This is a genomic window from Nonomuraea bangladeshensis, from assembly GCF_039529455.1.
GTDB lineage: Bacteria > Actinomycetota > Actinomycetes > Streptosporangiales > Streptosporangiaceae > Nonomuraea > Nonomuraea bangladeshensis.
Window position 1 is genome coordinate 236151 of the sequence record NZ_BAAAMV010000008.1, and the last position, 14748, is coordinate 250898.

General features: G+C 73.5%; 15 protein-coding genes. 3 read left to right on the forward strand and 12 right to left on the reverse strand.

Annotated elements, in window-relative coordinates; genetic code table 11:
* Positions 1–60: 60 nt before the first annotated feature.
* A complete protein-coding gene (locus ABD292_RS27155) occupies positions 61–1209 on the reverse strand; it encodes a hypothetical protein (RefSeq protein WP_344212065.1) in 1149 nt (382 codons plus the stop codon).
* A 352-nt stretch (positions 1210–1561) separates the two neighbouring features.
* Between ABD292_RS27155 and ABD292_RS27160 the strand changes: the two genes are divergently transcribed.
* A complete protein-coding gene (locus tag ABD292_RS27160) occupies positions 1562–3574 on the forward strand; it encodes an ATP-dependent DNA helicase (RefSeq protein WP_344212805.1) in 2013 nt (670 codons plus the stop codon).
* A 415-nt stretch (positions 3575–3989) separates the two neighbouring features.
* Here the strand turns inward: ABD292_RS27160 and ABD292_RS27165 are convergent, their stop codons facing one another.
* From ABD292_RS27165 to bar, 10 genes are all read right to left on the reverse strand, one after another.
* Entirely contained in the window at positions 3990–4745 is a 756-nt protein-coding gene (locus tag ABD292_RS27165; RefSeq protein ID WP_344212067.1) for an SGNH/GDSL hydrolase family protein, read from the reverse strand.
* Positions 4742–5176, reverse strand: a complete 435-nt coding sequence (aroQ, locus tag ABD292_RS27170) for a type II 3-dehydroquinate dehydratase (protein WP_344212069.1) — start codon at positions 5174–5176, stop codon at positions 4742–4744. Before aroQ ends, ABD292_RS27165 begins: the two co-directional genes overlap by 4 nt.
* The gene (gene aroB, locus ABD292_RS27175) at positions 5173–6246 is read right to left on the reverse strand and encodes a 3-dehydroquinate synthase (RefSeq protein WP_344212071.1); all 1074 of its coding nucleotides are present in this window, start codon (positions 6244–6246) and stop codon (positions 5173–5175) included. The genes aroQ and aroB overlap by 4 nt, the downstream gene beginning before the upstream one ends.
* Positions 6243–6746: a shikimate kinase gene (locus tag ABD292_RS27180; RefSeq protein WP_344212072.1), complete on the reverse strand. Its 504-nt coding sequence runs from the start codon at positions 6744–6746 to the stop codon at positions 6243–6245. Before ABD292_RS27180 ends, aroB begins: the two co-directional genes overlap by 4 nt.
* Positions 6743–7924 carry a chorismate synthase gene (aroC, locus tag ABD292_RS27185; protein ID WP_344212074.1) on the reverse strand — a complete coding sequence of 394 codons (1182 nt, stop codon included), beginning with the start codon at positions 7922–7924 and terminating at the stop codon, positions 6743–6745. The genes ABD292_RS27180 and aroC overlap by 4 nt, the downstream gene beginning before the upstream one ends.
* Before the next feature lie 43 nt (positions 7925–7967).
* Entirely contained in the window at positions 7968–8543 is a 576-nt protein-coding gene (locus ABD292_RS27190) for a prepilin peptidase (RefSeq protein WP_344212076.1), read from the reverse strand.
* 111 nt (positions 8544–8654) lie between these two features.
* Positions 8655–9182, reverse strand: a complete 528-nt coding sequence (locus ABD292_RS27195; RefSeq protein ID WP_344212078.1) for an SseB family protein — start codon at positions 9180–9182, stop codon at positions 8655–8657.
* An 11-nt stretch (positions 9183–9193) separates the two neighbouring features.
* Positions 9194–10033, reverse strand: coding sequence for an HD domain-containing protein (locus tag ABD292_RS27200; protein WP_344212080.1), 840 nt, complete (start codon positions 10031–10033; stop codon positions 9194–9196).
* On the reverse strand, positions 10030–10371 hold the full coding sequence (locus tag ABD292_RS27205) for a PadR family transcriptional regulator (protein WP_245774847.1): 342 nt from the start codon (positions 10369–10371) through the stop codon (positions 10030–10032). Before ABD292_RS27205 ends, ABD292_RS27200 begins: the two co-directional genes overlap by 4 nt.
* Before the next feature lie 63 nt (positions 10372–10434).
* The gene (gene bar / locus ABD292_RS27210; RefSeq protein ID WP_329574096.1) at positions 10435–11535 is read right to left on the reverse strand and encodes a barbiturase; all 1101 of its coding nucleotides are present in this window, start codon (positions 11533–11535) and stop codon (positions 10435–10437) included.
* Positions 11536–11654: 119 nt separating this feature from the next.
* Between bar and ABD292_RS27215 the strand changes: the two genes are divergently transcribed.
* Both ABD292_RS27215 and ABD292_RS27220 read left to right on the forward strand, forming a co-directional pair.
* Positions 11655–12332 carry an alpha/beta fold hydrolase gene (locus ABD292_RS27215; RefSeq protein WP_344212083.1) on the forward strand — a complete coding sequence of 226 codons (678 nt, stop codon included), beginning with the start codon at positions 11655–11657 and terminating at the stop codon, positions 12330–12332.
* Between the two features lie 88 nt (positions 12333–12420).
* On the forward strand, positions 12421–13503 hold the full coding sequence (locus ABD292_RS27220) for an FUSC family protein (RefSeq protein ID WP_344212085.1): 1083 nt from the start codon (positions 12421–12423) through the stop codon (positions 13501–13503).
* A gap of 66 nt (positions 13504–13569) precedes the next feature.
* On the opposite strand, the gene ABD292_RS27225 is transcribed toward ABD292_RS27220, so the two are convergent.
* On the reverse strand, positions 13570–14736 hold the full coding sequence (locus ABD292_RS27225) for a pyridoxal phosphate-dependent aminotransferase (RefSeq protein ID WP_344212087.1): 1167 nt from the start codon (positions 14734–14736) through the stop codon (positions 13570–13572).
* Positions 14737–14748 lie beyond the last annotated feature (12 nt).

The following is a 14748-nucleotide window of genomic DNA, read 5'->3' on the forward strand; positions in this document are numbered from 1 at the left end:
CGTCGGCTGATCGGATTCGCCGACGAGAGCGTACCTGGCCGCGCGGACTCCGCAGTCCGCTCACCAGTCCCTGCGGTCGCTCCGCTCGTGGTAGTCGGGCTGGTCGGGGCGCAGGCGCTCGCCCGTGGAGAACATGGGGTCCCCGACGTACGGGCGGGTCATGCCGGGGTCGGACTGCTGCTGGTACTGCTCCTGGCGGCCGAGGGCGAGCAGCGGGTCCACCGGGTTGGGCTGGGGCTGCTGGTAGGAGCCGTAGTCGTCCCGGTAGTCGGCGCCGTAGCCGGCGGAGGGCTGCTGGGGGGCGGACTGCTGGGGGGCGGTGCGGCGGCGGCCCGCGCCGGGGATGCCGTGCATGGGTGTGCCGAGCCCGGCCCCGCCGGAGGCGCCCTGGCTCTGCTGCTGAGCCGGCTGCTGGGCGTAGGAGTCCCGGCGGCCGTAGGAGTCCGATCCGTAGGAGTCCGGCCCGTACGGGTCCGGCTGGTAGGGCTGGGCCTGCTGCCCGCTCCCTGCGTACGTGCCGGCGGCCTGGGACGGGAAGCCGAGGGGGTCGGTGCTGAGCGGCGCCGGGCGGCGCTGGTCGGCGCCGGGCATCTGGTAGAGGGGCTCGTTCTCGGCATACTGGGGCTCGGCGTACTGGGGCTCGGCATACTGGGGGCCGGTGAAGCGGTCGGGCTGCTGCGGCGGCGGCTGGTAGGCTGGCCGGTCGGCGGTGTACTGCGGGCCGCTGAACGGGTCGCCGGTGTACTGGGGGCCGCTGGCGGGGTCGCCGGAGTAGTGGGGGCCGCTCGCCGGGTCGCCGGTGTACTGCGGGCCGCTGTAGGGGTCGCCGGTGTAGCGGGGCTGGGGGCCGGTGCTCTCGACGTACTGAGGGCCGGTGAAGGGCGCCCGCTCGCCGTAGGCGGGGGTCTGCTCCCTCGACCCGGTCGTCTCGCCGAACCCGGCCACGAGTTTGTCCTGGGGCGCGGGGCCCCGGGCCACGAGGACGTCGTTCGGGGACAGCGCGACCGGCCGTTCGTCGAGCGGCGGCTGCGGCTGGTGGAGGGGCTGCGCCGGGCGTTGGTACTGGCCGGTGCCCGGCATGACCTCGGTGCCCGGGTCGTGCTCGGGCACGGCGGGCTGCTCGCCCGTGGCCTCGGCGAAGCCCTCGTCGAGGGTGTCGAGCAGCCGGCCGACGTCCTCCATCGGCATGCGGAAGCTCGCTGTGCACATCTCCCCACGCCACAGGCTGAGCACCAAGGTGCCCTCGTGCCACGTGACCCGGAGACAGCGCTCCTGACCTCGTGCATCGAAGAAGACTTCGCCGAACGACGGCAACGGGACAACTTCCGACATGGCAGACATACTGTATTAACCAGCCTTTATGCGTCCACTCAACCCCGGAAAACCCTACTGAACCGGCTCTCCCATACACACCCCAGGCCCCCTCGTCAACCACCGTGAGCGCGTGTCCGACTTGTTGGGGTCCCGATCGCCCAGTGTGCCACGCCCGCCGCCGCACGCGTTCGGGAATGCCGGGATGCGTCTGGCCGATCACACCGCGTTCGGCGCGGCGACCCGGCAAATGCGGGTAGCGTTTACTGCCGTGCCGGACTCCCATCTCCCGTCAGTCGACGAACTGCTCAGCATCGCCGTCAACGCCGTCGGAGGGAGCGAGCGGCAGGGCCAGGTCACCATGGTCCGCGCCGTGCAGCAGGCCATCGACGCCGACGAGCATCTGGCCGTGCAGGCCGGCACGGGCACCGGCAAGTCGCTGGCCTACCTCGTCCCGTCGATCCGCCACGCCATGGACAGCGACAAGCCCGTGGTCGTCTCCACGGCCACGATCGCGCTGCAGCGCCAGCTCGTCGACCGCGACCTGCCCCGCCTGGCCGAGGCGCTGGGCAAGGAGCTGCCGCACGAGCCGACGTTCGCGATACTCAAGGGCCGGCGCAACTACCTGTGCCGCTACAAGGCGACCGCCGGCTGGCCCGAGGACGACGAGCAGGACCAGCTCTTCGACCCGCGCGAGGTGAGCGCCACCGGCCGCATGGTGCAGCGCATCCAGGAGTGGGCCGAGGAGACCGAGACCGGCGACCGCGACGAGCTGGTGCCGGGCGTGAGCGAGCAGGCATGGCGGCAGTTCTCGGTCAGCGCACAGGAGTGCCTGGGCGCCAACCGGTGCCCCAGCGGGGCCGAGTGCTTCGCCGAGCTGGCCCGGCAGCGGGCCGGCGAGGTCGACGTCGTGGTCACCAACCACGCGCTGCTCGCCATCGACGCCATGGGCGAGCTGCCGGTGCTGCCCGAGCACAAGGTCGTGGTCGTCGACGAGGCGCACGAGCTGGTCGACCGGGTCACGTCCGTCGTCACCGGCGAGCTGTCGGAGCTGACCGTGTCGCTGGCCGTACGACGGGTCGGCCGGCTCATCGAGCAGTCGGTCGCCGACCAGCTCCAGGAGGCCGGCGAGGACCTCAAGGCGCTGCTCGCCGCCGCCCCTCCGGGGCGCGTCGACGAGCTGCCCCAGGTGCTGGGGCTGACCCTCCAGCTCATCCGCGACACCGCCTGGCGCTGCGTCACGGCGCTCGGGCCGCGCAACGCCGACAAGGACGACCCCGACAAGGCGGGCCAGCGCAAGGCCGCGTTCACCGCCCTCGACGAGGTGCACGACACGGCGGTGCGCATGCTGGACGCCTACGGCCACGCCTCCGAGGCCGACCGCGCCGAGGTCGTCTGGCTCGACGGGGGCACCGACCGCCGGCCGCCGTCGCTGCGCGTCGCGCCGCTCACCGTCAGCGGCATGCTGCGCGACAAGCTGTTCGGCGAGCGTACGGTGGTCCTCACCTCCGCCACGCTCGCGCTGGGCGGCACGTTCGACGCGCTGGCCGCGCAGTGGGGGCTCAGCGGGCCCGGCGAGTGGCAGGGCATCGACGTCGGCTCCCCCTTCGACCACCCCAGGTCAGGCATCCTCTACGTCGCCAAGCACCTCCCCCAGCCCGGCCGCGACGGCCTGCCGCAGCAATACCTCGACGAGATCACCGAGCTGATCGAGGCGGCCGGAGGGCGCACGCTGGGCCTGTTCTCCTCGATGCGGGCCGCCAAGGCCGCGACCGAGGCGCTGCGCGACCGGCTCGACGTGCCGCTGCTGTGCCAGGGCGACGACTCGACGATGCTGCTGGTCAAGCAGTTCGCCGAGGACGAGCCCACCTGCCTGTTCGGCACGCTGTCGCTGTGGCAGGGCGTCGACGTGCCAGGGCCGTCGCTGCGGCTGGTCATCATCGACCGGGTGCCGTTCCCGCGCCCCGACGACCCGCTGACCTCCGCCCGCCAGCGGCACGTGGCCGCGCGGGGCGGCAACGGCTTCATGGCGGTGGCCGCCAACCACGCCGCGCTGCTGCTGGCCCAGGGGGCGGGGCGGCTGCTGCGCTCGCAGCACGACAAGGGCGTCATCGCGGTCCTCGACCCGCGCCTGGTGACGGCCCGCTACAGCGGCTTCCTGCTGAACTCGCTGCCCCCGTTCTGGCGCACCACCGACCCGGCGATCCCCCGCGCCGCACTGAAGCGCCTGGCCGCCGAGTCAACGGAACCAGCCGACGCCTGAGGATTGCGAAGGGCCGCCCCCACCGAAGCACAGCGGACGGCCCGCAGGTGCTTGGCCCGGAGCTTGAGCCGAGGCGAGCGCTCAGCCGATGGCCCACGCCCTGAAGGGTTGGCGGCCTCCAGGACTCGAGGCCGGATGCCAATGGCCACCGGGCACGCGAGCTGCAGACCGACGGCCATCCAGCACGTGTGCCAGACGTCGGAGCGCCCAGGACGCGAGCCGGACGCCGGGGCCGCTCAGGGCGTGAGCCGCAGGCTTGCCGCAGCTCAGGGTGTGAGGTGGCGGGCGGCCTCCGCCCAAGGTGTGAGGCGGAGGGCGGCCTCCGCCCAAGGTGTGAGGCGGAGGGCGGCCTCCGCCCAGGACGTGAGGTGGAGGGCGGGGGTCAGCCCCAGGGGGTGAGGTGGAGGGCGGGGGGTCAGCCCCAGGGGGTGAGTTCGGGGCGTTTGGGGGACAAGCCGTCGCCCGAGGAGACGCCCCGCAGCCGGCGCCCCACCCAGGGCACCAGGTACTCGCGGATCCACTGGGCGTCCTCGCGCCGCCGCGCCCGCGGGTCGACGGACCGCTCCGGCCAGTCCTTGCGCCAGTCGTCGAACGGCACGCCCAGCACGTCCAGGACCCGGGCGGCCACCAGCCGGTGCCCGTCCTCGTTCATGTGCAGCCGGTCCGGGCTCCACGCCCGCCAGTCGCGCAGCCCCTGCATGGACCACTGGTCGACCAGCCGGCACCCGTAGAGGTCGGCGATCGAGCGCAGGTGCAGGTAGAAGACGGCGAAGCGGCCCCGCAGCCGGCGCATGAGCGGCGTGTCGCGCGGATCCACGCCGGTGAACAGCAGCACGTCGGCCCCGCCCGCCCGCAGCTCCCGCACCGCGCGGGCGAGCTTCTTCGCCATCACGTCGGGGTCGCTGCCCGGCCTGAGCAGGTCGTTGCCGCCGGCGCAGAAGCTGACCAGGTCGGGCGCCATCTCGACGGCCACGGGCACCTGCTCGGCGATGATCTGGTCGAGCAGCTTGCCGCGTACCGCGAGGTTGGCGTAGCGGAAGGAGGGGTCGTCGGCGGCCAGCCGCTCGGCGACCCGGTCGGCCCAGCCACGGTAGTGGCCGTGGGGGCCCGGGTCGTTCAGTCCTTCCGTGAAGCTGTCGCCGAGCGCGACGAAGGACTTGTAGTGCCTCATGAGGTGGTGTTCATCTCCGCGATAGCGTGCAGCGCAAGGACGTACGACTGTAGTCCGAAGCCGGCGATGGTGCCCGTCGCCACCCCGGCGACGACGGAGTTGTGCCGGAACTCTTCCCTGGCCGCGGGATTGGTGAGGTGGACCTCGACGAGCGGCGCCGTACGCTGGGCGATGGCGTCGCGCACCGCGTAGGAGTAGTGGGTGAACGCGGCCGGGTTGAGCACGACCGGGATGCGGCCGTCGGCGGCCTCGTGCAGCCAGCCGATCAGCTCGGCCTCGTCGTCGGTCTGGCGGACCTCGACGTGCTCGCCCAGCTTCTTGCCGGTGTCGCGGCAGAGCGCGGCGACGTCCTCGAAGGTGTCGGCGCCGTAGACGTCGGGCTCGCGGGTGCCGAGCCGGCCCAGGTTGGGCCCGTTGAGCACGAGGATCATGCCGAGATCTCCTTGTAGGCCGCTTCGAGCAGCTCTTCCGGGGGGCCTTCGAGCCGGCCGGGCTCGGCCAGGCCGTCGAGGACCACGAACCGCTGCTTGGCGCCGCGGTTCTTCTTGTCGAGCCGCATGTGGTCGCGCAGCCGCGGCCAGGCGTCGGCCCGGTAGGAGACGGGCAGCCCGACCGAGGTGAGCACGGCCCGGGTGCGCGCCACGAGGTCGGCCCGCCCGGCGAGCCTGGACAGCTCGGCGGCGTAGACCATGCCGATGGCGACGGCCTCGCCGTGGCGGATGCGGTAGTGCTCGTCGCGTTCGATGGCGTGGGCCAGCGTGTGGCCGTAGTTGAGGATCTCGCGCAGGCCCGCCTCGCGCAGGTCGGCGCCCACGACGTCGGCCTTGACGCGGATCTTGCGCTCGATGAGCTCGCGGGTGTGCGGGCCGCCGGGCCGGGTCGCGCCCTCGGGGTCGGCCTCGATGAGGCGCAGGATCTCGGGGTCGGCGATGAAGCCGCCCTTGATGACCTCGGCGAGGCCGGCGCGGTAGTCGTCGCGCGGCATGCCGTCGAGCGTCGACAGCTCGCACAGCACGCCCGCGGGCGGCAGGAACGTGCCGACGAGGTTCTTCCCCTCGGGGGTGTCGATGCCGTTCTTGCCGCCGACCGCGGCGTCGACCATGGCCAGCAGCGTCGTGGGCACGAGCACGACCTGTACGCCGCGCAGCCAGGTGCCGGCCACGAACCCGGCGAGGTCGGTGGTGGCGCCGCCGCCCACGCCGACGACGGCGTCGGAACGGGTCACGCCGTGCCGGCCGAGCTCCGACCAGAGCCGGGCGGCCACCTCGACGGTCTTGGCCTGCTCGCCGTCGGGCACCGGCAGGGCGACGACCTCGTGCCCGGCCGCCGCGATGGCCTCGCACACGGGGCGGGAGATCTCCGGCAGGGTCTCCGGATGGATGACGGCGACGGTGCTGACGCCGGGCCTGAACAGGGTGGGCAGCTCGGCCAGCACGCCGGTGCCGACGACCACGTCGTAGGGGCTGTCGCCGCGTACGGTGATCCTGGTCGCGGCGCTCATGCCGGCAGCCCCTTCAGGATCTCCTCGGCGAGCTCCGCCGGCTCGCGCTGGTCGGTCGTCACGGTCACCGCCGCGAGCCGCTCGTAGACCGGCCGCCGCTCCTCCATGAGCTTCTTGAGCTGGCTGCGCGGGCTGAGCACCAGCAGCGGCCGGGCCGAGGCGAGGCCGACCCGCTGGACCGCGTCGGCCAGCCCCACCTGGAGATAGACCACGTGGTGGCCGGCGAGCAGGGCCTGGGTCTCGGGGTGCAGCACGGCGCCGCCGCCCAGGGACAGGACGCCGTCGTGCTCGGCCAGGGCCCGGCGTACGGCCTCGTGCTCCAGCTCGCGGAAGCGGGCCTCGCCGTCCTCGACGAAGATGTCGGAGACGGGCTTGCCCGCGACCGCCTCGACGTCGGCGTCGGTGTCGCGGAAGCCGACGCCGAGCCGCTCGGCGAGCAGGCGCCCGAGTGTGGTCTTGCCGGAGCCGGGAGGCCCGATCAGCACTGCCTTGGCCGTCATTTGATCACCATCGAAGAGAGGTAGCCGGACAGGTTGCGCGCGACCTCCTCGACGGAGTCGCCGCCGAACTTCTCCAGGGCCGCGTCGGCCAGGACCAGCGCGACCATGGCCTCGGCCACGACGCCGGCCGCCGGGACGGCGCAGACGTCGGAGCGCTCGTGGTGGGCCTTGGCCGCCTCGCCGGTCTTGACGTCGATGGTGGCGAGGGCCCGCGGAACCGTGGAGATCGGCTTCATCGCGGCGCTGACGCGCAGGATCTCGCCGTTGGTCATGCCGCCCTCGACGCCGCCCGCGCGGTTGGTGAGGCGGCGTACGCCGTCGTCGGTGGTGTAGGCGATCTCGTCGTGGGCGCGGGAGCCGGGCCGCCTCGCGGTCTCGAAGCCGTCGCCGACCGCCACGCCCTTGATCGCCTGGATGCCCATGAGCGCGCCGGCCAGCCGGGAGTCGAGCCTGCGGTCCCAGTGGGTGTAGCTGCCGAGGCCGGGCGGCAGGTTGTAGGCGAGGACCTCGACGACGCCGCCGAGCGTGTCGCCGTCCTTGTGTGCCCTGTCGATGACCTCGACCATGGCGGCGCTGCCCTCGGGGTCGTGGCAGCGGACCGGGTCGGCGTCGATGCGGGCCAGGTCGCCGGGGCCTGGCAGGGTGTCCGACGGGCTCTCGGCGCCGCCGATCGAGGTCACGTGGCTGACGATGTCGACGCCTAGCGCCTGCTTGAGGAAGCGGCGGGCGACCTCGCCGAGCGCGACCCTGGCCGCCGTCTCGCGGGCGCTGGCGCGGTCGAGCACGGGGCGGGCGTCGTCGAAGCCGTATTTCTGCATGCCGGACAGGTCGGCGTGGCCGGGACGCGGGCGCGAGCGGGGCGCGTTGCGCGCCAGGCCCTCCAGCTCGGCCGGGTCGACCGGGTCGGCCGCCATGACCTTCTCCCACTTGGGCCACTCGGTGTTGCCGACGCGGATGGCGACCGGGCTGCCCATGGTGCGGCCGTGGCGGACGCCGCCCACGATCGTGACCTTGTCCTCCTCGAACTTCATCCGCGCGCCGCGGCCGTAGCCGAGCCTGCGGCGGCGCAGCGCCTCGTCGATGGCGGCCGTGGTCACCTCGACCCCGGCCGGCAGGCCCTCCATGACGGCGACGAGTTCGGGCCCGTGGGACTCTCCGGCGGTCAACCAGCGCAACATGCGTACAAGTCTTCCACGTGCCGCCGAGTGGGCTGACCCACGTTCACCCGTCGAGACACAGCACGATGAACGCGCCCATCAGCATGAACGGGCCGAACGGGAACTGTGTGTGCCGCGTGCCGCTCCGCGTGGCGAGCAGCGCGAGTGCGTAGAGCGCGCCGAGCGCCTGCCCGGCGAAGGCCGCGGCGACCCACGCGGGCCAGCCGGCCGCGGCGGCGTTGAGCCCGATGAGCCCGGCCAGCTTGACGTCGCCGAGCCCCATGGCCTCGGGGCGGGCGAACCAGAGCAGCCCGTAGAGCGCCGTCAGCGCCGCCGCTCCGGCCAACGCCCGCGGCAGCTCCCCTGTCGGCCAGAGCGCCAGGGCGGTGATCGGGTACGCGGGGAGCGTGAGCGCGTCGGGCAGGATAGTGGTGCGCCAGTCGATCACGGCCAGGGCGACCCCGATCACGGCGAACGGCACGTACGGCAGGCCCATGCGCCACGCGGTCAGTGCCGCCACGGCGGCGGTCAGCAGCTCGATCCCTGTTCCGGAGGTGGGGGGCGCGGGGGTGTAGGTGTCGGCCAGCGCCCTGATGCGATGTCCGCAGACCAGGCCGGCCAGCGCCATGAGTGCGACCACGAGCCGACCCTAGTGCGCGACACGCCGCCCGGCGCCCCGTTCACCGGCACCGGTCCAGCTGTGGGTGGATCAGGGGAGCAAGGGTCGCCCCCCGCCAGGCGGCCTGGCGGGTCAGCGGCGGGAGAACCAGCGGCGTTTCGGGGTGGGCTCGACGCGGGCGACGGTGGCCCGGTCGAGTTGGGCGGCGGTGCCGGACTCGACGGCCGCCAGGGCCTCCAGCACCGCACCCTCGATCACGAACGGCACCGGCCCCGCCACGTCGATCACGACCGCCGCCGCGCCCTCCTGGGCGGCGGCCCGGCACACCTGGAGTGTGGTGCTCTGGATCGGGCGGGCGTCCGGCCGCCACCTGGTCAGCGCGTCGGTGCCGGTGAAGGCGGGGACCGCGTGCCTGCCGTCCTGCCCGACGAGCTTGGGCAGGGCCATCTCGCTCTCCTTCTCCTGCCGCAGCCCGTGCTCGCCCACCTCGGACTGGGTCAGCAGCGCCACCACGGGCACCAGCAGCCGCGCCCCGGCGAGGGCGTTGAGCACGGCGGCGACGTCGCCCGTGCCGTCGCGGTGGGCGGCGAGGGCGGCGGCCACGGCGGGCGGGGCGCCGCCGTCGTCGGTGGGGTCGAGGGGTCGCGGGATGCTCGGCACAGCACCCGAGACTACCTGCGCCTGCGCCCGGCCCCGATCCTGCCCCGCAGCGCTCGCAGCGCCCCCAGCTCCCGCAGCCCTCGGCGCGCCCCCAGTGCCCGCGCCCATCTCGCGACGTCCCAGCGGCCGAGGGCCGCGGCCAGGCTCGGCATTCCGAGCAGCAGGCCGGCGGCGAACCGGTTCCGCTCACGGCGGCCGGGAATGGTGTGCAGTTCGGCCAGCCATTCCTCCAGGTAGCGGGCTCGGGCGTGCGGCGGGAGCAGGACCGCGCCCGCCCTGACGAGCCGGTACGGCCCGTTCCCCGGCAGGTTGGCGGTGGCCAGCCGCCGCAGCTCCTCCCCCACCCGTTCCAGGCCCGCCCTTCCGGCGGCGGGCACGTACAGCTCCAGGGTCTCCCGCGCCTTGCGGGCCCGTTTGGCCTTCGGGAGGAAGCGGGCGGTGCGCAGGTTGTGCAGGCGGTCGGCGAGTTTGAGCGCCAGGACGCGCTCGTCGGCGAGGTCGCGCCGGTCCGGCGGCAGGCCGCGGGGGTCGTCGAGCGCGGAGAGCCCGCGCAGCAGCGCCATGACGTCCTCGCCGAACTCGGCCAGCTCCGCCTCGGGGCACGCCGTGTCGTCGAGCACGTCGTGCAGCAGGGCCGCGCACAGGATCTCGTGGTCGCGTACGCCCTGCTCGGCGAGGATCACGGCGACCGCGAGCGGGTGCGTGACGTAGGGGTCGCCGCTGTGGCGCCGCTGCCCGTCGTGCCAGTGGGCGGCCACCTCGTAGGCGCGGCGCACCAGCCGCAGCCGTTCGCCGTCCAGCCATTCGCCGGTGGTTCGGAGCAGAGGTCCGAGGGGGTCGCCGCGGTTCATGAGGTGCCTCCCGGGTGGAGCAGCCAGGCCGGGACGGGCTGGCGGCGGGAGCGGTAGGCGCGGGCGACGGCGTCCCGTCCGCGCTCGGCCCCGTCGGGGGTGATGCGGTAGTAGCGGCGGCGGGGGCGGCCCGCCTCCTCGTGGGCGCTGGGTTCCTCCCAGCGGCTCTCCACCCAGCCGAGCCGCTCCAGCCTGGCCAGGATGGGGTAGACGGTGCCGCCGGGCAGCCCGGCGAGGTCGCAGAGCTCCAGCCCGTACCGCTCGCGGGCGGGGTCGGCGAGCAGGGCGCGCAGGACGGCCTGGGTCGGCAGGGTCATCCGGGGTGCGTTGCTCTTCATAGCTCGTAGTCTACATAGCTAGAAGAGCGTGGGGCAGAGCGGCGGAAGCCACTCTGCCCTTACCTACTCGCCCAGGTCGGCGATGGCGGCGACCGGGCCGCCGCCCGACGGGCCCTGGTGTACGGCCGCCACCGACACGAACACCGCGGGGTCGCCGGTCACCGACGCCGCGACGCCGCCCACGGCCGCCTTGATCTGCCGGTGCCAGTGCACGTCGGAGTCGTCGAGCATGATGTTGCGCCGGCCGCGTACCCGACCGGACGGGTCGGCCTCGCACTTCATGAAGACGTTGACCAGCCGCCCGCCGAGGTCCGACGGGTGCGGGCGCTCGGGCAGCGGCAGGCCGGAGTCGCGGATGGCGGCCCAGATGCCGTCGGCGTCGAGCGCGTCCTTCATGACGCTGTGGCCGATGCGGTAGCGCCCGCCGATGCCGCGTACGTTGCCGACCAGCACGATCTGCGCCCGGTCCAGCTCGACCCCCGACGAGCACGAGGCCACGGACGAGTAGAGCGACAGGTCCTTGTGGATCTGCTCGGCGCGCGGCATGTCGATCTCGCCGAGCGCCACCGCGATGCCGAGTGCCGTGGTCGAGTTGGACAGGTCCATGGAGGGGCCGGTCTCCTCGATGGCGGTGTCCTTGCCGCGGCTGCGCGCGTCGGTGATGGTGGCCAGGGTGAGCAGGGGCGTCTTGGTCTGCACGTAGTGGACGTCGCGCGGGTCGTCGATGCCGGCGATCTTCATGGCCTCGCGGACCCCGGCGGCGACCTTCTCCACCATGGCGGGGCGGCCGATGTCCTCGGGCAGGATGACCTCGCTCATCGCGACGCCGACCGACAGTCGCGGCTCGTCGGTGACGGGGGCGCGCTCGGCCGGGGTGGTGGCGAAGACGGTCGCGTGCGGGCTCAGGATGCCGTCGGTGCCGCCCGACCACACCAGGGGGACGTTCTCCGGCGCCGGATGCCCGTGCCTGGCCAGCACCTCGCGGAAGGCGCGGTCGGCCAGGATGCGGGTGTAGTCGTTGACGCCGCCGTTGCCCTCGGTCTTGCCGACGACGGCGAGCACCCGTTCGGCCTCGATCACGCCCTCGGCGATGAGACGTGACAGCCCGGAGGCGTCGGTCACGCTCTCGATCGGCACCTTGCGGACCTCGATCGGTTCCGGCATGCGACCACCCTTTCTGTGCACCCCTGGCGACGCTAGCCGAGCCCGCCACCGGCCTTCATGGGCAATGTCTGCCCATGAAGGCCGTCCGCCATGTCAAGGCGCGCCGTACGCTGATCCGCGTGATTCGCGAAGCACATGTGAACGGGATCAAGCTCGTGTACCGGGAGGAAGGGCACGCGGAGGCTCCGCCGCTGCTGCTGGTCCACGGCCGGACGGCCGACCACAACGACTGGAACGGCATCACCCAGCACTTCGCCGCCCGCTACCACGTGCTCGCGCCCGACCTGCGGGGTCACGGGAGGAGCGACCGGCCGGGCGACTACCCGCTGCCCGCCATGGCCGAGGACCTGGCCGGCCTGCTCGACCACGCGGGGGCGGCGCGGGCCACGGTGATCGGGCACTCGCTGGGGGGCATGGTGGCGTACCTGCTCGCCGCGAACCATCCCGAGCGGGTCGCCAGGCTCGTGCTGGAGGACGTCCCGCCGCCGCTGCCGCTCCAGGGCCGCTCACCCCTCGTCGAGGACGACTCCACGGACTCCACCGGCTTCGACTGGCGGATGATGCACGACACCGAACGGCAGATGCTCGACCCCGACCCGGCCTGGCTCGACGGGCTGGCCAGGATCACGGCGCCCACGCTGGTGCTGTCGGGAGGGGCGGCCAGCCCGTTCGACGCCGCGGGTCTCGCGGCGCGCGTCCCTGGGGCCGAGCTGGTGACGATCGAGGCGGGACACCTCATCCACACCGGCGACCGGGCGGGGTTCCTGCGCGCCGTGGACGGCTTCCTGCCGGTGTGAGACGTCGCTCATTGGACGCGGGTCGTGCAAATCGGCTAGAACGGGCTGAAGTGATCCGAATGTCATAAAGATCCGCCAAGGTGAAAAGGTGCGTACGAGGCTCAGCGAGCATGTCAGGGAGCGGCTGGGCACGTTCGCCCTGGCGTGGCCGTCCATCGCGCAGTGCGCGGTCGGCGCGGCGCTGGCCTGGATCGTCGCCGTCCGGCTGCTCGGCCACCCGCGGCCCTTCTTCGCCCCGATCTCCGTGCTCATCTGCGTGGGCGTGGGACTCGGGCAGCGGCTGCGCCGGGTGGCGGAGCTGATCGTCGGGGTCAGCCTCGGCGTCGGGGTGGGCGACCTGCTGGTGGCCTGGATCGGCTCGGGGCCCTGGCAGATCGCGCTCGTGGTGGCCCTCGCCATGGCCATCGCGGTGCTGCTGGACGGCGGGGCGCTGTTCGTGGCGCAGGCCGGCTCGTCGGCGGTGCTGGTGGCCACGCTCGTCCCCGTCGAGGGGGCCGGCGGCCTGGACCGCATGGCCGACGCGCTGACCGGCGGCGTCATCGGCATCGCGGCGGTCGCGCTGATGCCCGCGAGCCCGTTCACCATCGCGGGCAAGCACCTGTCCGACGTGCTGGACGCGCTGTCCACCGCGCTGGAGCGGGCCGCCGAGGCCATCGAGAGGCGGGACGTGGACCTCGCGGCCGAGGCCCTGGAAGCGGCGCGCGGCACCCAGGCGCTGGTGGAGGAGCTGGAGAAGGCGCTGGAGACCAGCAAGGAGATCACCACGATCTCGCCGCTGCACTGGCACCGGCGCGCCCGCCTGGCCCGCTACGAGGCCGCCGTGCTCCCGGTGGACCTGGCGATGCGCAACGTACGGGTGCTGTGCCGGCGGACGCTGGCCTCGCTCGGCGAGGCGAGCCCTCCCCCAGCGGCGCTGGCCGAGGCCATGCGCGAGGTGTCGGAGGCGGCCCTGCTGCTCCAGCTCGAACTCGGCGCGGGCCGGGAGCCGACGCTGGCCAGGCAGGCGCTGCTCGCCGTGGCGGGCCGCGAGCGGCCGGAGCACCTGGGGTTCTCCGCGCACGTGATCATCGCGCAGCTCCGGTCCGTCGTGGTGGACCTGCTGGAGGCCACCGGCATGGACCACGAGGCGGCCAGCGCCACGCTGACGCCGCTCGACGGGAGCGCGGCCTGACGGGCACGGGCGCCTGAGCCCCAGACCGACAGGCGCCTGAGCCCCAGGCCGACAGCCGCTTGAGCCTCAGGCCGACAGGCGCTTGAGCCTCGCCGCCGCCTCGTCGATGACCTCGTCCTTCTTGCAGAAGGCGAAACGCACGTAGTGCCTGCCGCGCTCGGGGCGGTCGTAGAAGACCTGGGTCGGGATGGCGACCACCCCGGCCAGCTCCGGCAGCCGCCGGGTCAGCTCCAGACCGTCGGTGAAGCCGAGCGGCCTGATGTCGGTCTGCACGAAGTAGGTGCCGGCCGGCCGCAGCACCTCGAACCCGGCCGCCGCCAGCCCCTCCATCAGCCGGTCGCGCTTCTCCTGGAGCCCGGAACGCAGCGCGGACACCCACTCCAGCTCGTGCCGCAGCCCGTAGGCCACCGCGAGCTGCCACGGCGCGCTCGCCGTGAACGTGAGGAACTGCTTGACCGTCTGCACCGCCGTGACCAGCGGCGCCGGCGCGCACACCCAGCCGGTCTTCCAGCCGGTTACCGAGAACGTCTTGCCGGCGGAGGAGATCATCACCGTCCGCTCGCGCATGCCGGGCAGCGTGGCCATCGGGACGTGCGCGACGCCGTCGAAGGTCAGGTGCTCGTACACCTCGTCGGTGATCGCGATCAGGTCGCGCTCACGGCAGAGCTCGGCGACGACCTCCAGCTCCTCCCGGGTGAAGACGGTGCCGGTCGGGTTGTGCGGCGAGTTGACCAGGACGGCGCGCGTGCGCGGCGTGACGGCGGCGCGCAGCTCGTCGGGGTCGAAGGTGAAGCGGCCCTCGACCGGCCGCAGGGTGACGGGCACCAGGCGGGCCTGGGCGAGGGCGATGGAGGCGGCGTAGGAGTCGTAGTAGGGCTCGAAGGCGATCACCTCGTCGCCGGGCTCGCACAGCGCCAGCACGCTCGCCGCGATCGCCTCGGTGGCGCCCACCGTGACCAGGACCTCGCGGGCGGGGTCGTAGTCGAGCCGGTAGTGGTCGGCCCGGTGCTCGGCGACCGCGCGGCGCAGCTCGGGCACGCCGGGCCCCGGAGGGTACTGGTTGGCGCCGGAGCCGACGGCCTGGACCGCCCGGTCGAGCATGGCGGCCGGTCCGTCGGTGTCGGGGAACCCCTGGCCGAGGTTGATCGAGCCGGTCTGTACGGCGAGCGCGCTCATCTCCGCGAAGATGGTCGTGCCAAAAGCACGCATCCTGGACACTAGTGGTTCCGTCACGGTCCCAGACTA